We start from the raw sequence: 17,939 nt of genomic DNA, 5'->3' as shown, positions 1-17,939 counted from the left end.
GGCGCAGATGCCGGCTCGGGCCATTGTCGTTTTCGCGAGGGGTGCGTGCCGCGTGCCGAGCGTGGCGTGGTTGTGTCTTCACGTCTTCACGTCGTTCCGTCGTCGCATCGGGCAGGCCATCGTCACTCCGCGCTGGCGAGCGACGGTGTCGAAGACAACTCGACGATACGTTCGGCCAACGCGCGGCACGACAGTGGCGACGAGCCTTCGGCCTTGTTGTTGACGATCACGTACACGGGATGGCCAGCGACGGCGTAGTGGGCGGCCAGCGCGGCCAGCACGTCGCGCGTTACCGGGTCGGGATCGACAATCTTGTCGAACGGCGCGTATTTCGCCTTGGCTTGCTCGTAGCGATGGCCACTGTTCAGATTCCAGCGCACCACGAGTGGCCCGGCGCCCGCTTCGTCGAGCATCGCCAGTGCCGCGGCCTGCCGCTCCACATGCGGCATCCGCGCGTGCAGGCCGAGGCAATAGCGCACCCCCAACGGCCCGAGCGAGCGCATGAGACGCGGCGTGAGCAACGCGCCGTCGCGAATTTCCAGTGCGTAGCACGGCCCGGGAGCGGCGAGGCCTTCGGGCGTAGTGTCCCCCTGTGGCAGTGGCGGCAGCGCGGCGAAGAACGCTTCGATACGGTGAATCAGGGCGGGGATGTCGCGCAGCAGATCCGACGGCAAGGGCGACACTTGAAACACCAGCACGCCCGCCTTCGACCCGAGCCCGGTCAGGCACGGGGTCACGAACTGCTCGGCGGCAATTCGCGCGTCGAGAAAGCAGGGGTTCGCGCTCAGGCCTTCGCCTTTTTCTCCGCGCAAGAGGGCGTCGGTCACGACGCTGGGCGCCTTGACCAGGAAGCGGAAGTCCTCCGGCACCTGCTGCGCGTACTTCTGATACTCGACAATCGACATCGGTTTGTAGAACGACCGGTCGATCCCCACGCAACGCAGCACCGGATGGCTCGCATATGCGGTGAGCCCCTGACGCGAGAGCTTGGTGTCGCTGTAGTCGTCGTCCCAGACAATGCCTTTCCAGCCCGGGAACGACCACGACGAGGTGCCCAGGCGAATCGAGCCGGGTAGCCGCTCGCCCAACCGATGCACGTCGCCGGGAAGATCTGCCGCACCGACACCGCCGCGGCGTGTTTGACCGGCGCGAGGGGCGTGGCTTGCTGGTGCCTCGGTGTCGCCATCGACCTGCCTGGCACGTCCGCCTGTCGCGGGATCGTCAGGCGCCGTGCCAAACAGATCGAACTGGCTCATCGGTTCTCGTACATGTAACGGCGCGACCAGGGCAGACGCGTGGCGGATTGACCCGCCTTGCGGCAGACCACCTGATAGAGCGAGACGTGATCATGCTCGAACGCGTACGCGCAGCCCGCCAGGTACACGCGCCAGACGCGGAAGCGCTCTTCGCCCGCCAGTTCGCGCAGACGCGGGGCGTGCGCTTCAAAGCGCTCGGACCAGAGCGCGAGGGTGCGGGCATAGTGACGGCGCAGGCTTTCCACATCACTTGCTTCGAGTCCTCCGCGCTGCATCGATTCGAGCGCGAGGCTGATGTGCGGCAACTCGCCGTTGGGGAACACGTACTTGTCAATGAAATCGCCGCCGCCCATCGCCGTTTCGCCGCTATCCGGATCGGTCGACGTGATGCCATGGTTCATGGCGACGCCGTCGTCCTTAAGCAGCGACGCCATCTTGGCGAAGTAGTCTTTCAGGTTCTTGCGTCCAACGTGCTCGAACATCCCCACGCTGGTGATGCGATCGAACTGACCTTCCACGTCGCGGTAATCCTGGATGCGGATTTCGATCCGATCCGTCAGGCCGAGTTTCCTGACCCGTTCGGTGGCCAGATCGAACTGATTCTGCGACAGCGTGATGCCGACACATTTCGCCCCGAACTTCTGCGCAGCGCGAATCACAAGGGCGCCCCAGCCGCAGCCGATATCGAGCAGTGTCTGCCCGGGCTGCAAGGCGATCTTGGTGAGAATGTGATCGATCTTCTTCTCTTGCGCCGTATCGAGGTCTTCGTCGCCGTTCTCGAAGTAGGCACACGAATAGACCATGTTCTTGTCCAGCCAGAGCTGGTAGAACTCGTTCGACACGTCGTAGTGGAACTCGATCGAGCGCTTGTCGGACTTCTTGCTGTGCGTGTAGTGGCGCACCGCACGTTCCAGCGGGCCGAGCGTGGTGAGGCTGCTGCCGGCGAGGGCGTAACTCATGTCGATGACGTCGACGAGCTTGCCCTCGACGTCGATCTCGCCCTTCACATAGGCCTCGCCGAGATTGTCCAGGCTGGGACTCAACAGACGCGTCACAGCCGCGGGGCCATTGATGCGCAACGTTACGCTGGGGTTATCGAACGCGCCGAAATCGTAGTGCTGTCCATTCCAGAGCGCGAGGCGGATCGGCAGGTTGGAGGATGTCTTGACGCCGCTGACCCAGTTTTCGAGTTTTTTCTCCCACAACATGGATATGCTCCAAGTGTCACCAAAAAAACTTCATTCCGTAGCGCACGGCACAGTGACGTCTCCTCGTCAAACGGGCAGGCAGGCGTACCGCGTCGGCGTCGCCGACATCATGATTACGGGGACAGGCGCGCGACGCGCCAGGATCCGTCGGCAAGCTGGAAATATTTGATGCGATCGTGCAGGCGCGACTCGCGGCCCTGCCAGAATTCGAAGGTCTCCGGCAGGAGCCGGTAGCCCCCCCAATGGGGCGGTCGCGGCGGGGCGTCGCCGAACTGGCGCCGGAATTCCGCCTCGCGTTGCTCGATGATGCTGCGATCCGACACTTCGGCGCTCTGTACCGAGGCCCAGGCCCCCAGACGGGAGCCCACCGGGCGCGAATGATAATACGCGTCGCTCTGCGCTTCGCTCACCTTCTCGACACGGCCCTCGATGCGCACCTGGCGCTCGAGTTCGATCCAGTGGAACAGCAGGCAGCCGTAAGGCGTGGCCGCCAGTTCGCGGCCTTTGCGCGACTCGTAATTCGTGAAGAACGTGAATCCGTTTTCGTCCGCGCCCTTGATGAGTACGATGCGAGCGTCGGGCCGGCCGTCAGGCGTGACGGTGGCGAGCGTCATGGCATTGGGCTCGGGCAGTTGGGCCGCGAGCGCTTGCTCGAACCAGCGTCGGAATTGATCGAACGGGCTGGGCGCGACATCGGTCTCGGAAAGTGAGCCGAGGGCGTAATTTTTGCGCAGGTCCGCGAGAGAAAGCGTCTGGGTCACGACGATCGGTGTCGGTCTGTTGCGGGTGGGGTTGCGACACAGTATAGCGAAGACTCGGCGAACGTGCGCAAGAGGCGATTTGCCGCATTGCCGGCGCATCGATTCTCCGAATGCACCGTGGGACGGGCGATTCGCGTCATGTGCTTGATATTTAAGGAGTGAACTAATGGAGGGTGCGGTTGGCGCCATCCGCGACGTTGCGTGGCGCGGCAGCGACAATTCCCTAGCGCGGGCATGGGCATTGCGTTGACCGAGCGACGGCGACGTGATCGGCATGGGCGGTCAGGGCGTTTCGCGGCCCGGCCCGAACGTCGGGGCCGTGGCCGATGCGCGGGGTTCGCGCTGGCCGCCGGCCGGATTGCCGTTCGCGCCGGGCACCGGCTTGACCGCCGACGGATGGCGGCTGGGGGGACGCTTCAGGCTGGCGAGCAGTTCGCCGCAAGGGCTGTCCTTGCCCGGGCCGAGTTCGAGCAGTGGCACGAGTGCCGTGTACGGCGCGAGCACGCCCAGTGCGATCGCGCCCCCGGCGCGGGCGATCAGCGTGGGGACATTCACGCCGACGTCCGGATGCTTGAATGTGCCCCGCACATAGAGCGGCGAGCGCAAGGACAGGAGGCCGAAGTGCTTCGGCTCGGGCCGGATGGTCAGATTGAAGTGCTCGCGCTTGAGATCGACCTGTCCGGTAACGCCAATGCTCGTGTCGTCGGTGTCGACGACGAACGTACGCGCGTCCATGACACCGTCGCGCACGGCAAAGTCGGCGGCCGCGCATCGCATCTCGATCTGCTTGTCGCCGAAGAGTTTGGTGACGACGATATTACCGACGTTGAGCCCCAGATACTCCAGCAGCAGCTTGCTCATCGAGCCGCGGTCGATCAGTGTCTTGATCTCGCCATTCGACGAGCCGGCCAGCGCGGCAATCGAGTTGCCGGTCGCCGTGAGCGCGGCGTCGCCGTTGACCTCGCCGACGCTCGTCTTCATCAGATTGACGTCCGGCAGCAATTGCTTCATCTGCAGGTGGCGGAGCGAGACCTGCGAATCGACCTTCATCGGCGTGGTCTGCCCGTCGAGCACGAGGGTCGAGGTGATGCGTCCGCCCGCAACGCCGAATTCCAGTGGCCGGAGCGAGAGTACGCCGTCGTCGAGCACGAGATGGGTGACGAGGTTGTCGATCGGCAGGCGTTTGTCCTTGATGATCTTGCGGCCGGTGAACTGCACGTCGGCGTCGATGGCACGCCAGCGATCGGTCTTGAACGGGTCGACCGGCAGCACCTTGTCGGACGGTGGCGCCTTAGGCTTGCCCGTGAGATCGCCGCCGCCCGAAGGGTTCTGTGCGCCGACAAGCGGGCCGAGATCGACCAGCCGCAATTGATTCGACACGACCGCGCCCTGCAGGATATTGCGCGGCTGCCGCTGACGAAAGACCAGGGTGCCGGACAGATCGCTCTGCCCGACCTTGCCCTGGAAGCGTTCATAACGCCACACGCCCGCCGTATGCAGCAGATGACCGTTGGTCTCGTAGGCCGGGGTTTGCGGCAGCAGCACGCCGGTAATCGGATACAGGTCGGCCATCGTCGGCCCGGACAGGCGCAGATGCATGTCGAGCGCGGAGAGCGTGGCCGGATTCGTGAACGTGCCAATGGCTGCGATCTGCGTGCGTCCGATGCGCACGTCGGCATCGAGCGGGAAGGGATCGCCGGTATCTTCGAGTGAGAGCACGTCGCCTGCGCGGGCGTGGCCGGTGACGGCGACCTTGCGAAAGGTGCCTTTGAGCGAAATGCCGATGCCGTAAGGTGCCTGGCCGTCGATGGTGGCGATGTTCGCGTTCAGATCGAGCTGCTGCGGCACGAGATTGGCGTGGACCTCACCGTCTTCGAGAATCAGGCGGCCGATGCGCAGTGTCCACGGCGACGGTTTGCCGTCGCCCTTCGTGAAGGTCCAGTTGTTTTGCCCGTCGGCCCGCTGCTCGATGAGCACCTTCGGCGCGGACAAGGCGACTTCGGGCAGAACCACGTGCTTGTCGAGCAGCGGCAGCCATTCAAGTGAGAACGTGAGCCGGCCCAGCGTGATCATGTTCGGCGTCTGGCTCCACGCAACATTGCCTAACACGATATCATTCGCGATCAGGCGAGGCCGCGGCAGCCAGCGCCCCAGCCCGGGGGCATTGGCGTTCGGGGCCAGCCAGTGCAGCGAGAGGTCGCCCCGGATGTCGAACGGACGACCGGTCGCGGTGCTCACCTCCCGGTTGATGAAGGGCCGGGCGTAGTTCCAGTCAAACCACGTGATGAACGCCGCGAATGCCAGCACGATGGCGACCATCGTGATCGCCAGCCATTTCAAGGACGTTACCCATCGCATCATGAACAGTACCCCGTCGAATATGTTTGCTCCGGTGCCCACTCCGCCACCGGAGGAAGATTTTGACGCCGGCCGCCGTTTCGGCGGCGTCGCGCGTTTGTACGGTAACGACGGTCTCGCGCGCCTGCGTGACGCGCACGTGGCCGTCATCGGCATTGGCGGCGTTGGCTCGTGGGTGGCCGAGGCACTGGCGCGCAGCGCCGTGGGCCGGCTCACGCTCATCGATCTCGATAACGTCGCCGAAAGCAATGCCAATCGTCAGGTGCATGCCCTCGACGGCAACTTCGGCAAGCCGAAGGTGACCGCGATGGCCGAGCGAATCCTGGCCATCAATCCCGCCTGCCAACTCACGCTGGTCGAGGACTTCGTTGCCCTGGACAACCTCGACGCCATGCTGGGCGGCGGCTTCGACTGGGTTGTCGATGCCATCGACAGCGTCCGCGTGAAGACGGCACTCATCGCGTGGTGCGTGGCGCATGCGCAGCGTCTGATCACCGTGGGTGGGGCCGGCGGTCAGATCGATCCGACACGCATCCGTATCGACGATCTCACCCGCACGATCCAGGATCCACTGTTGGCCAAAGTGCGCGCGCAATTACGCAAGCAACATGGTTTTGTCCGTGGGCCGAAAGCCAAGTTCAACGTACCCGCCGTGTACTCGGATGAGCCGTTGCAGTACCCGGAAGCGGCGTGCACCCCCGCTGAAGCGGCGAATGCCGTTGCGGGCCCACAGGGCCTGAACTGCGCCGGTTTCGGCTCGAGCGTGTGTGTCACGGCCACCTTCGGCATGGCGGCCGCCGCTTACGTTTTGAAGCGAATCACGACGCGTGCCGCCTGAAAGCTTCGCTGACGTGCTCCTGTTGTACCAAGGTGTGCACGTCACGTCTGTAACCAAAAGTTACCAATCGAGGCCGATCTCTCGATCGAGACGACGATGTTTCGCCGTCTGAAATGACAATGGCCGGGATGGCTCCCGGCCATTGTCAACGCGGCGTCCACGTTTCTGAATGTCGTTACGGACGACGAGACAACTCGATGACGTGAATCGTTAGCGCAGTTCGCGGCGCAGCACCTTGCCGACCGGCGTCTTGGGCAGTTCCGTGCGGAACTCGATCACGTGCGGCACCTTGTAGTTCGTCAGGTGTTCGCGGCAGAAGTCGACGATGGCCTTCTCCGTCAGGTCCTGCGCCTTCTTGACGATCACGGCCTTCACCGCTTCGCCGGTACGCTCGCTCGGCACGCCGACGACGGCCGATTCGAGCACGCCCGGGCACATGGCCAACACGCTCTCCACCTCGTTCGGGTACACATTGAAGCCCGACACGATGATCATGTCCTTCTTGCGATCGGTGATGCGCACGTACCCTTGTTCGTCCATCGTGCCGATGTCGCCCGTGCGCAGCCAGCCGTCGGGCGTGACGGTCTTGGCGGTCTCGTCAGGGCGGTTCCAGTAGCCCTTCATGACTTGCGGGCCGCGCACACAGATTTCCCCTTCCTGTCCGAAGCCGAGCGCCTCGTTGGCATCGTTGCGGATACTCACCTCCGTCGACGAGATCGGCAGGCCGATGGAGCCGTTGAACTCGCTGCCGAGTGGGTTGATGCACACGGCGGGCGATGTCTCGGTCAGACCGTAAGCTTCGATCAGCGCATGGCCCGTGACCTTCTGCCAGCGCTCGGCCACCGCCCGTTGCACGGCGGCGCCGCCGCCGAGTGCGCATTTGAGTGCGCTGAAGTCGAGTTGGTCGAAGCCCGGGGTATTGAGCAGCCCGTTGAACAGCGTGTTGACGCCGGTCATGAACGTGAACCGCCACTTCCCCAATTCCTTCACGAAGCCGGGCATGTCGCGCGGGTTGGTAATCAGCAGGTTCAGTGCGCCCAGTTGGAGGAACACCAGGCAGTTCGCCGTCAGGCAGAAGATGTGATAGAGCGGCAGGGCGGTGACGATGATTTCCTTGCCTTCCTGGAGTCCCTCGCCGATCCAGGCGCGCGCCTGCAACATGTTGGCGATCATGTTGCGATGCGTGAGCATGGCGCCCTTGGCAACGCCGGTGGTGCCGCCCGTGTATTGCAGGAACGCGATGTCGTCGTGACCCAGTGGCACTTCCTGATGCGTGGCGCGTGCGCCGTTCGCCAGCGCGGTGCGGAACGGCACCGCGTGCGGGATGTGCCACTCGGGCACCATCTTCTTCACGTGGCGCACCACGTAGTTCACGATCCAGCGCTTCGGCGCGGGCACGAGGTCGCCGATGGCCGTCGTGATCACGTGCTTGACCGGCGTGTTGGGCAAGGCCTTTTGCAGCGTGGCGGCGAAGTTCTCGATCACGACGATGGCGCCGCAGCCGGCATCCTGGAGTTGATGCTCGAGTTCACCCGCGGTGTAGAGCGGATTGACGTTGACGACGACCATCCCGGCACGCAGGATGCCGAAGACGGCGACCGGGTATTGCAGCAGGTTCGGCGACATGATTGCCACGCGCGAGCCGCGCTCGAGTCCGGGCAGGCTTTGCAGATACGCGGCGAAGTGGCGCGATTGGCGCTCGAGCTCGGCGAATGTCATCGTCACCCCGAGATTGGTGAACGACGGACGATTCGCGAACTTCCGGCAGCTCTGCAGGAACAGATCGTTCAGCGAACGATACGTGTTGACGTCGATCTCGGCCGGCACGCCGGGCGGATAGCTCTTGAGCCAGACTTTTTCCATGAGCGCCTCCTTGAATATGGTTTTTATCGCATCGTCGTCGCCGGGGGAAGAGCGTAGGCGCGCGGTGCGTGGTTTCGTCGCATTTTTCTTTTGGCCGCGCGAGAGAGGGAGCCGAACCGGTTGTCTTGCCGATCCGGTCTCGCGCGTGCGGCAAACGCGCCCTTCGACGCGCTGCAAAAAGCCGTAGCATACCGTGCTGTCGCGCATGGGCGCACATGGAAAGCCCTGATTCGACGCGGGTTTGCGTGGAGTAATTGCTCTAGCTGCAAAGACTTGCCAGTGCGGATGATTCCGCGCTAATCCCGCATGGAATGCGCGATACGGTAGGGAAATCGGAGTTATGACAAAAGAATTGCAAAAATCACTTGCGTGGTAGGCGGGTTTCTTACATAATTCTGTTCTCACGACGCGGCTGTAGCTCAGTTGGATAGAGTACTTGGCTACGAACCAAGGGGTCGTGGGTTCGAATCCTGCCAGCCGCGCCACTTATTTCGAGGGTCTCCTCACGGGGAGACCCTCCGTTTTTCGGGAGAGTCCTTCCCAGTGACGCGCCGCATGTCATGCACATTCGGCCCGCGTCGATGAGAAGGCGAACCGACAGCAGCAGCATCGCCTGATCGGGTCTCGCGTGTAGTAAATGCGGCTGTAGCTCAGTTGGATAGAGTACTTGGCTACGAACCAAGGGGTCGTGGGTTCGAATCCTGCCAGCCGCACCAACTCAGTTGGTAAAAACGCTCCAGACGCGAAAGCTTCTGGAGCGTTTTTTCATTGGCGCCGCCGAAAAGTACGTTGCCATGCGATGCCCGTCTTGCCTGCGCCGCCCGTCAAGATGACCGCGCCGCCCGATTGTCATCTTGTTCGGCGATGCATCGTATCGCGTGTCCCTTACCCCGTCGTCGAACCCGGCGTCGATCCCACCTGCCATCCCAGACCCAGCGCCTTCTGTAGCGTCACGAACGACTTGAGCAGTTGCGCATCGCCCGCGACCCGGTCCTGCTCGGCGGAAAAGCGCGTGCGTTCGGCATCGAGCCAATCGAGCGTGCTTGCGGTGCCGGCGCGATAACGTTGACGCGTGAGCGTTGCGGCCCGCGTGGCCGAGGCCTCCACACTGCGCAGACGGTATACGTTTTCGCGCTGATGCCCGTAACGTGCCAGTGCCACGTCGGCGTCGCGCAACGCGCTGAGCACGGCACTTTCATACTTCGCCTGCGCCTGATCGCGACCGGCCTTCGCGCCGTCGACGCTCGCCTGCACGCGTCCAAAATCGAGCACATTCCATTGCAGGCGCGGTAGCGTCATCCAGCTGAAGTTGTCTTTACGCACCAGATGGCCCGGATCCAGCGCCGAATATCCGAGTTCGCCCATGATCGAGAGCTTCGGAAACCAGTTGGCCGTTTGCACACCGATCTGGGCGTTCTGCGACGCCAGGCGACGTTCTGCCGCACGGATGTCCGGGCGTGCCTGCAACAACGCGGACGGATCGCCGATGGCGACCGTCTTCGGCACGCTCGGCAAGGCCCTGGGAACCGACAGCTCGGTGTCCAACGCACCCGGCGCACGGCCGGTGAGCAGCGCCAACTGATCGAGCGATTCGATGACGTCCGCTTCGAGCGGCAGCACGCGCGATTGCGTCTGTTCCACCTGCGTGATGAGTCGTTCGACGTCGAGTTCCGACGCGACGCCCCCCGCGCGACGCTGGCGGGTGAGATCGAGCATCTCGCCTTCGAGTTGTGCCGAGTCGCGCACCAGCGCCAGCCGTGCCTGCTGATCGCGCAAGGCGACGTAGGCCTGTGCGACTTCGGCGGCGAGTTGTACGTGGGCGTCCGCGAGATCCTCCGACGCCGCATCGGCGTCCGCGCTGGCGGCCTCGACAGCGCGTCGCGTGCCGCCGAACAGATCGATCTCCCAACTCGCGTCGAACCCGGCGAGATACAAGTCGAGCGGGCCGCGACCACTGCCGCTGCCGCCATTTCCGCCATTGCCGCCAAGCAGGCTCAGATCGGGCGAGCGCGTGCGCAGCGTCGCGAGATCGAGTCCCGCCTTGGGCAGCAGGTCGGCCTGATGATTGCGCAGGCTTGCGCGAGACTGGCGCACCTTCGCCTGTGCCGCGCGGATATCTGGGCTATGGGCGATGGCGTCGTCGATCAGCGCCGTGAGTTGCGCATCGCCAAGTGTCGTCCACCATCGGGCGACCCCCGGCGTATGCGCCGCGATGCCGTCTCCGGCATGCGCATACGTGGCGCCCGTGCGCAGGGCATTGGCCGCCACCTCGGGCGCGCCACGATAATCGGGGCCAACCGTGCAGCCGGTGACGAGAAGGGCGGCCGCGAGGGCCATCGTTCGGATATGCAGCGTCATGATCGGTCAATGTCCGCCCGAACTGAAGCCGGTCGGTTGCTTGAGCAGCAGGGCCAGCGGCACGCAAAGCAGCAGCGCGATCCCCAGTGCATAGAAAGTTTCGGAAAAGGTCATCACGCTCGCCTGCTGCGCGATCTCGGCGGCCAGCTGTGCGGTGGCCTGCAATTGCGCATGCACGCTATCCCCCGTCTGCGCGAAGAAGCTCGCCGCGTTGGCGGCAAGATGCGCCTGACCCAGCGAACTGTTGGCAGTGATCGTCTCGCGCAGCATGGCGTCGTGATAGGCGGTGCGCCGGTCGATCAGCGTACCGAGCAACGCGAGTCCGACGGACCCGCCCAAGTTGCGGGCCATGTTGTACAGACCGGCGGCGTCTCCCGCGTCCTGCGCCTCGACGGCCGCCATCGACGCCTGGTTGAGCGGCATCATCGCGAGCATCTGTCCCACGCCGCGCAGCAATTGCGACATCGTGAAATCATGCCCCACGCTTTGCGCGGTCAGATCGATGTCGAGCATGCAACTGGCGAAGAAGCACAGCAGCCCGAGAATCACGAGCAGACGAATGTCCACGCGGCTGATCAGGCGCGGCAGGAACGGCATCATCAGAAAGGCAGGCAGCCCCGAGAGCAGCATGATGTTGCCCGACTGCTGCGCGTTGTAGCCCGCGATCGTCGCGAGGAACTGCGGCAGCAGATACGACACGCCATAGAGTCCCGCGCCCACCGTGAACACGATGTAGATCACGCTCGCGTAATTCCTGTTACCCAGCAGCGAGAGCTTGACGATCGGTTTCTCCGCCGTGAACTGCGCCACCAGCATCATGGCGATGCCGATGGCCGACACGATCGAGAGCCAGACGATCAGCGGCGAGTCGAACCAGCGTTCGCGCTGTCCTTCCTCCAGCACCACGGTCAGCGTACTCAGGCCGATGGTCAAGCCCACGATGCCCAGCCAGTCTGCCTTGAAGAACGCCTGCAGATGGGTCGGTTCGCGCTTCAGGCCGAGCATGAGCAACGTGACGATAGTCGCCGAGATCGGCAGGTTCAGGAAGAAGCACCAGCGCCAGTTGGCATTCTCGGTGAGCCAGCCGCCGACCACCGGGCCGAGCAGCGGGCCGAGCAGTACGATCAGGCCGAACATTGCCATGCCCACGGGCATCTGGTGGCGGGGCAGGCGCGTGCGGATGATCATCTGCGCTGTCGGAATCATGGCGCCGCCGGCAAAGCCCTGTCCGATGCGGCCGACAATCATCTCGGCCAGACTGCTCGATGCGCCGCACATCATCGAGAAGAGCGTGAAGAAAACGGCGTTGAGCATCAGAAAGCGCCGTAGACCGAGCACGCGCGTGAGCCACGCGGCGAGCGGAATCATGACGATTTCCGACATCAGGTAGCCGGTCGAGATCCAGGTGCCCTCGGTGCCCGACGCACCGATCTGCCCCTGTATTTGCGGCAGGGCGGAGTTGGTGATCGAGATATCGAGCGTGGCCAGCAGGGCGCCCAGTGCGCCGGCCGCCACGGCGATCCAGTCCGACGCCGACGCGTTGCGCGGCGTGGCGGCGTTCGCGGCGACACCGCCTGGGTTTCCCCCGCGTCCGCCAGGTCCCCCATGCCCGCCGCTGCCGGCCGCCACGGCACTCCGCGCCTGGTCGCGCGTCGGCTCGATGGGCAAGGGCGACGGAGACGACGCAAACGACGAAGGCGAAGTGATCGACGATGTGTCCATCGCGCCACGCTCAGCCACGTTGCGCCCCAACGTTTGCCGATGACGGTGCGGCGTCGGCGTTCGACGGCGCGCTGGTGACGGGGCCGACGAGGGCGTTCAGTGGCGCGCTGAGCGCGAGCTGTACCACGGGGTCGCTCGCCCGATCTGCTTGATCGGCCCGACTCGCCTGCTTGGCGGGGGCGGCCGTATCGCGGCGATGGGTGTCGACGTCCGCCGTCACCGACAGGCCCGGCAGCAGCACCGTGCGCAGCGATGCCGGCACGTCGAGCCGGATGCGCACCGGCACGCGCTGCACGATCTTCGTGAAGTTCCCGGTCGCATTCTGCGCGGGCAGCAAGGCGAACTGTGCGCCCGTGCCCGGCGAGAGCGAATCGACCACGCCGTGAATCGGCTGACTCGGCAGGGCGTCGACGTGAACCGTCACCGGCTGGCCGGGCCGCATATGACCCACCTGCGTTTCCTTGAAGTTCGCCGTCAGATACACGTTCTGCACCGGCACGACGGTCAGCAACCGCGTGCCCGGCTGAGCGAACTGGCCCACGCGCACGGCGCGATCGCCGATGCGGCCGGCCAGCGTGCTCTTGACCACTGTGTCGGCGAGATCGAGTTCCGCCTTGCGCGCACTGGCCTGTGCGACCGTCAATTGCGCCTTGGCCTGCGCCAGCGCGGCGTCGAGCGTGTCGGCCTGACGCTCGCTCGCCTGAACGCTGGCTTGATGGCTCTTGAGCGTGGCGTCGGCGCGGGTGCTGGCATTGCGCAGCTCAGCAAGACGCTCGTCGGTTTCCGCGCCGGTGGCCACGAGCGGAGCATAGCGTTTGACCTGACCCGCCGTGTAGCGCGCGTCCGCACGCGCACCGTCGAGTTCGGCGCGCGCTTGCGCGATCGTCGCGGTGTGCTGGGCGCGTTCGGCCTCGGCGCGCGCGACATCGGCTTCGCGTGCCTGCACGGTTGCCTGTGCCTCGTCGAAGGCGGCCTGGTATTGGCGCGCGTCGAGCCGCACGAGCGGCTGACCAACGCTCACCGTTTCGTTGTCGCGCACTAACACTTCCGTTACGTAGCCGCCCACTTTGGGCGCGACAGTCATGCTGTCGGCTTGCAGGTAGGCATCGTCGGTCGACTCGATGAAGCGCGCAACGAACCACCAGTGCGCGCCCCAGCCAAGACCCGCGACGACGCCCACTGCCAGCGCACCCAGCAGAATCGTTTTGCGACGACGGTTGGCCGGCGCCTCGGGCCGGCCCGGCGTCTGCGTGGTCTCGGCGGCTTCCACGGTCCTGGCGGTCGGGGTGTCGGCGTGGCGTGCGATCGGCGGTGTCGAGGTTGTCGGTTTGACCGGTGCTGCGGTTGACATGAGGGAGCCTTCAAATTATTCCGTTTGGCAAAATTATTCCAGTTGATCGATTTGTGTCAAGTGTTATATTTTTGACGAAAGTTTTGGCAAGCAAGGACAGACATGACAGGAACTTCACGCGCCGGGCGAGCACCACGCACGCCTGTGCGAACGCGGCATGCGGTCGACACGGGGTATCAACGTGGTGAGGAAACGCGCGCGCGCATCATCCTGGCGGCGATCAAGTGCTTTGGCGAGTTCGGTTTTGCGGGGGCCTCCACGCGGGACATCGCGAACGAGGCCGGTGTGAACGCACCGGCGCTGCAGTATTACTTCGACAACAAGGAGGGGGTGTACACGGCGTGCGTCGAGTACATCGTGGGTCTTGTCATGGGGCAGATGGGCGAAGCGATCGAGGCGGCCGAGCGCGTGGTGGCCGAACCGGAGGCGACCGACAAGCAGCTTATCGACGCATTCTGCGAGCTGCAGAACCGCAAGGCGGGGTTCATGGAGGAAGTGCCGGAGATCGAGGGTTGGCACATGTTCATGGCCCGTGAGCAGGCAGGGCTTGGACCCGAGGCGGGTTTCAAGGTGTTCCACGAGCGCTTTTCGAGCCGGCTCGCCGCGGTAGGGGCGAACATTGTGACGCGGCTCGCGGGCGTGGCGCCCGACGATGAGGCAATGCGGGTTCGGGCCGTGTGCATCAGTACGCTGGGCATGGCGTTTCGCGTGATGCGCCGCTCTGTCGACAGTTCGATGGGGTGGGCGAGCGAGCCGAATCCCGAACGCAACCGGATGGTGCGCGAGGCGGTGCTCGAACAGACGCGGTACCTGCTGCAACGCATCGTCAAGCAACGCAAGTCGGGTGGGTAGGCACGTCGCAACGCGAAAGCGGCGCGACAGCGGCAATCTCGGAAAACGGCGTTCACGGCCCGGATAGCACACCGTGCCCGGGCTTGGCCGGGCGTTACGAGTTCAACGCAAAAATGGGATTTGCTGGCCATTTGTGGCGGACAACTGGCGGCGATTCGAAGGATCTGCCAGAATCCTGGGGAACTTGATGGATTCTGCCAATGAACCTTGACCTTGCCGATCTGCGTATCCTGCGCCATCTCGAACTCAACGGGCGCATCTCCAACCAGGAGTTGGCGGATGCCGTCGGGTTGTCGCCATCGGCCTGCCTTCGTCGGGTGAAGTTGCTCGAGGATCGCGGGGTGATTTCCGGATACCGCTGCATCGTGGACGCACAGCATATCGGCCTCGAGTTCGAAGCCCTGGTCCAAATCTCGCTGCGCCCCGATGTCGATCAATGGCACGAGAAGTTTCTCGCTTGCGTCCAGAATTGGCCTGAGGTGGTGACCGCACGCATCGTCACTGGCTCGGCCAATTACATCTTGACCGTCAGGGCCCGGAATCTCGCGCATTACTCGGATTTCATCGTGAACGAGTTGTACCGTGCGCCGGCGGTCATGGCGATCCAATCGAACATCGTGCTCAAGACAATCAAGCAAACCCAGTCGCTCGTCGATCTGGTGAAGCAGAAATAAAAATATCGACGATATTCACCAGTTCCCGAAAGACGGTCGGGACTTCCCGGAAGAAGAGACGCAGCATGGCAGTGATTACCACCATTGAGGACTTGCGGGTGCTCGCGCAGCGGCGCGTGCCGCGCATGTTTTACGAATATGTCGATTCCGGCTCATGGACCGAGTCGACGTATCGGGCGAATGCGGCGGACTTTGGCGGGATTGCGTTTCGCCAGCGTGTCGCGGTCAACATCGAGCATCGCAGCACGCGCGCGACGATGTTGGGCGAGCCGGTCGCCATGCCGGTGGCGTTGGCGCCCACCGGCATGACCGGCATGCTGCATGCGGACGGCGAGATTCTCGCGGCGCGCGCGGCCGAGGCGTTCGGCGTGCCGTTCACACTCTCGACTGTTTCGATCTGTTCGATCGAAGATGTGGCCGCGCATACCAAGGCGCCGTTCTGGTTCCAGTTGTACGTGATGCGCGATCGCGACTTCATCGAGCGACTGATTGATCGCGCCAAGGCGGCGGGGTGCTCGGCGCTGATGGTGACGATGGATCTGCAGATCAGCGGCCAGCGCCATCGCGACATCAAGAATGGCCTGTCGGCGCCGCCGAAGCTCACGCTGCCGAACATTGCCAACATGATGACCAAGCCGCGCTGGTGCCTGGGCATGTTGGGCACGCGCCGTCGCACGTTCGGCAACATCGTGGGGCATGCGAAGGGGGTGGACGACATCGGTTCGCTCGCGGCGTGGTCGGCGGCGCAGTTCGACCCTCGCCTGTCCTGGGACGACGTGGCCTGGATCAAGAAGCGCTGGGGCGGCAAGCTCGTGCTCAAGGGCGTGCTCGATCCGGACGATGCGCGCGCGGCGCGCGACGCAGGGGCGGATGCGATCGTGGTGAGCAACCACGGCGGACGTCAGCTCGACGGGGCGATCTCGACGATCCGGGCGCTGCCCGACATTGTCGCGGCGGTGGGACGCGACACGCAGGTGTGGCTCGACGGCGGTGTGCGTTCCGGGCAGGACGTGATCAAGGCGATGGCGCTGGGCGCGAAGGGGACGTTGATCGGGCGACCGTTCCTGTACGGGCTGGGGGCGATGGGCGAGGCGGGCGTGCGTCGCGCGCTGGAGGTCATTGCCAGGGAGATGGACGTGACGATGGCGCTGACCGGTCGCACGAGCATCGAGCGTCTCGACACGTCGATGCTCATCCCGGGAAGCTATCCGACGGGCATTGGATCGTACCTTGTGGAACCCGGCAGGCGGTGAGCCGTCTGTCGTGCCCGTGAGAGAAGCCGCAGCCATCGTGCTGCGGCTTTTTCATTGGCGTAGGGGCTTTCCGATATTCGGCCTGCCGGCTTCCGCTGGACCGTGGCGCCGGCGATGATGCAAGGCATGGGTCAGTCAGCCGTGAAGTGGCGTGACAGGAAATTGCAACAAATTTGTTGTGGTCTCTGTGCGGCAGATACGACAGATTTGTTGTAGTATTGGATTCCATCACGGGTGAAGTATGAAGTACAGCGAATTCCGAAGGTGGCTTCGGCGAGAGGGCGCGACGTTCGAGCAGCACCGTGCCGGATCCAGTCACTTTCGAGTCACGCTCAATGGGCGCTCGACGGTATTCCCGGATCATGGTGCCAAGGAGATGGGGCGCGGACTGGTGGAAGCCATCAAGAAACAGCTCGATCTGAAATAGCGTGAGCTGATCCCCGTGGGTGCAACGAATTGCGAGGCGAACTATGTTGACCTATCCCATTACGCTCAAGCGCGACACGAACGACACGTTGTTGGTCACGTTCCCGGATGTGCCGGAGGCGATTACCGTCGGCGAGAACGAGGCGCACGCGCGTGAGCAAGCGCTTGAAGCGCTTGAGGCGGCGCTGGAGTTTTACTTCGCACAGAAGCGGCCAATCCCGTGGCCGTCGCGTGCGAAGCGCGGGCAGGCCACGATCACGTTGCCAATCATGGCGTCGATCAAGGTGCTGCTGGCGAACGAGATGATCGCGCAGAACGTGCGAAAGGCCGAGTTGGCCCGGCGTATGCACGTCAATCAGGTGCAGGTGGATCGGTTATTGAAGCTCGGCTACGCCTCTCGCCTCGACGCGGTGGAGAACGCGTTTGCCGTGTTGGGCAAGCGGCTGGAGGTGCGCGCGGTATAGCGCCGTCGCGGCGACCGCGCCAAGCTGGCATTCCCAACGACAACGCCCCGCAATCGCGGGGCGTTGTCGTTCAGGCAGACGCGGGTCGATCAATGATGATGCTTGCGATGGCCGTGGCGCTTGCCACGGTAGCCGTAGCCATCGTTGTCGTACGAGCTGGAGCGCGACATGTTGCCGCCGAGCGCGGCGCCGGCGCCGCCGCCAACGGCCGCACCGATCAGGCCGCCCGAGCGTCCGCCCATCGCATTGCCAGCGGCCGTGCCGGCACCACCGCCGAGCGCGCCGCCAACGATGGCGCCCGTGCGCTCGCGACGATTGGACGTGATCGCCCCGCCGGCCCCGCCGCCGACGGCGCCGCCAAGCACTGCACCGGTGCTGCCGCCGAGCGCGCCACCCACGGCCGCGCCCGCCACGCCGCCCAGCGCACCGCCAACGGCATTGTTCATATCACTGGCCGACGCGGCCAGCGAGGTCGTTGCAACCACGGCGGCGATCGCCACCATCGGGAAAATTCGTTTGATCATAGGTCGTGAATAAGATGCGGATGAATGCGGA

Annotated in this window: 15 protein-coding genes and 2 tRNA genes; 8 read left to right on the top strand and 9 right to left on the bottom strand. The window is 64.3% G+C overall.

Going from position 1 to position 17,939, the window contains the following annotated elements; genetic code table 11:
- Window positions 1-122: 122 nt before the first annotated feature.
- The 4 genes from OYT13_RS17795 to OYT13_RS17780 all read right to left on the bottom strand — a co-directional run bounded on the left by OYT13_RS17795 (window position 123) and on the right by OYT13_RS17780 (window position 5,586).
- Window positions 123-1,256: a DUF72 domain-containing protein gene (locus OYT13_RS17795; RefSeq protein ID WP_261938158.1), complete on the bottom strand. Its 1,134-nt coding sequence runs from the start codon at window positions 1,254-1,256 to the stop codon at window positions 123-125.
- Complete coding sequence (locus OYT13_RS17790; protein ID WP_261938159.1) at window positions 1,253-2,464, bottom strand: SAM-dependent methyltransferase; 1,212 nt, start codon at window positions 2,462-2,464, stop codon at window positions 1,253-1,255. Before OYT13_RS17790 ends, OYT13_RS17795 begins: the two co-directional genes overlap by 4 nt.
- 113 nt (window positions 2,465-2,577) lie before the next feature.
- Window positions 2,578-3,225 carry a pyridoxamine 5'-phosphate oxidase gene (gene pdxH / locus OYT13_RS17785; protein ID WP_017235016.1) on the bottom strand — a complete coding sequence of 216 codons (648 nt, stop codon included), beginning with the start codon at window positions 3,223-3,225 and terminating at the stop codon, window positions 2,578-2,580.
- Between the two features lie 282 nt (window positions 3,226-3,507).
- Complete coding sequence (locus tag OYT13_RS17780) at window positions 3,508-5,586, bottom strand: AsmA family protein (RefSeq protein WP_254441004.1); 2,079 nt, start codon at window positions 5,584-5,586, stop codon at window positions 3,508-3,510.
- Here OYT13_RS17780 and tcdA point away from each other — a divergent pair.
- A complete protein-coding gene (gene tcdA, locus OYT13_RS17775) occupies window positions 5,585-6,421 on the top strand; it encodes a tRNA cyclic N6-threonylcarbamoyladenosine(37) synthase TcdA (protein ID WP_442796421.1) in 837 nt (278 codons plus the stop codon). The two genes, OYT13_RS17780 and tcdA, sit on opposite strands and share 2 nt — an antisense overlap.
- Window positions 6,422-6,631: 210 nt before the next feature.
- Here the strand turns inward: tcdA and OYT13_RS17770 are convergent, their stop codons facing one another.
- Entirely contained in the window at window positions 6,632-8,284 is a 1,653-nt protein-coding gene (locus OYT13_RS17770) for a long-chain-fatty-acid--CoA ligase (RefSeq protein ID WP_017235019.1), read from the bottom strand.
- A gap of 408 nt (window positions 8,285-8,692) precedes the next feature.
- On the opposite strand from OYT13_RS17770, the gene OYT13_RS17765 reads away from it, so the two are divergent.
- Together OYT13_RS17765 and OYT13_RS17760 are read left to right on the top strand one after the other, a co-directional pair.
- Window positions 8,693-8,769 (top strand) — tRNA-Arg (locus OYT13_RS17765).
- Window positions 8,770-8,923: 154 nt separating this feature from the next.
- A tRNA-Arg gene (locus OYT13_RS17760) sits at window positions 8,924-9,000 on the top strand.
- A gap of 169 nt (window positions 9,001-9,169) precedes the next feature.
- Here the strand turns inward: OYT13_RS17760 and OYT13_RS17755 are convergent.
- The 3 genes from OYT13_RS17755 to OYT13_RS17745 are packed head-to-tail and all read right to left on the bottom strand — an operon-like array spanning window position 9,170 to window position 13,715.
- Window positions 9,170-10,642 carry an efflux transporter outer membrane subunit gene (locus OYT13_RS17755; RefSeq protein WP_017235020.1) on the bottom strand — a complete coding sequence of 491 codons (1,473 nt, stop codon included), beginning with the start codon at window positions 10,640-10,642 and terminating at the stop codon, window positions 9,170-9,172.
- A gap of 6 nt (window positions 10,643-10,648) precedes the next feature.
- A complete protein-coding gene (locus OYT13_RS17750; protein WP_261938161.1) occupies window positions 10,649-12,364 on the bottom strand; it encodes a DHA2 family efflux MFS transporter permease subunit in 1,716 nt (571 codons plus the stop codon).
- A gap of 10 nt (window positions 12,365-12,374) precedes the next feature.
- Window positions 12,375-13,715, bottom strand: a complete 1,341-nt coding sequence (locus tag OYT13_RS17745) for an HlyD family secretion protein (RefSeq protein ID WP_261938162.1) — start codon at window positions 13,713-13,715, stop codon at window positions 12,375-12,377.
- Window positions 13,716-13,817: 102 nt separating this feature from the next.
- On the opposite strand from OYT13_RS17745, the gene OYT13_RS17740 reads away from it, so the two are divergent.
- The 5 genes from OYT13_RS17740 to OYT13_RS17720 all read left to right on the top strand — a co-directional run bounded on the left by OYT13_RS17740 (window position 13,818) and on the right by OYT13_RS17720 (window position 17,384).
- On the top strand, window positions 13,818-14,567 hold the full coding sequence (locus OYT13_RS17740) for a CerR family C-terminal domain-containing protein (RefSeq protein ID WP_150563442.1): 750 nt from the start codon (window positions 13,818-13,820) through the stop codon (window positions 14,565-14,567).
- 200 nt (window positions 14,568-14,767) lie between these two features.
- Window positions 14,768-15,241, top strand: coding sequence for an Lrp/AsnC family transcriptional regulator (locus OYT13_RS17735; protein WP_017235024.1), 474 nt, complete (start codon window positions 14,768-14,770; stop codon window positions 15,239-15,241).
- A gap of 65 nt (window positions 15,242-15,306) precedes the next feature.
- A complete protein-coding gene (locus tag OYT13_RS17730; RefSeq protein ID WP_268566731.1) occupies window positions 15,307-16,494 on the top strand; it encodes an alpha-hydroxy acid oxidase in 1,188 nt (395 codons plus the stop codon).
- A 241-nt stretch (window positions 16,495-16,735) separates the two neighbouring features.
- Entirely contained in the window at window positions 16,736-16,921 is a 186-nt protein-coding gene (locus OYT13_RS17725) for a type II toxin-antitoxin system HicA family toxin (protein ID WP_017235026.1), read from the top strand.
- Window positions 16,922-16,964: 43 nt separating this feature from the next.
- On the top strand, window positions 16,965-17,384 hold the full coding sequence (locus OYT13_RS17720; protein WP_017235027.1) for a type II toxin-antitoxin system HicB family antitoxin: 420 nt from the start codon (window positions 16,965-16,967) through the stop codon (window positions 17,382-17,384).
- A gap of 89 nt (window positions 17,385-17,473) precedes the next feature.
- Here OYT13_RS17720 and OYT13_RS17715 read toward each other — a convergent pair whose 3' ends face one another.
- Complete coding sequence (locus OYT13_RS17715) at window positions 17,474-17,908, bottom strand: hypothetical protein (protein ID WP_150563440.1); 435 nt, start codon at window positions 17,906-17,908, stop codon at window positions 17,474-17,476.
- Window positions 17,909-17,939: the final 31 nt, after the last annotated feature.

The sequence above is a fragment of the Pandoraea sp. XJJ-1 genome (assembly GCF_026802345.1).
GTDB lineage: Bacteria > Pseudomonadota > Gammaproteobacteria > Burkholderiales > Burkholderiaceae > Pandoraea > Pandoraea cepalis.
The sequence above is the reverse complement of the archived record's forward strand: the minus strand, read 5'-3'. Positions and strand labels throughout refer to the sequence as shown.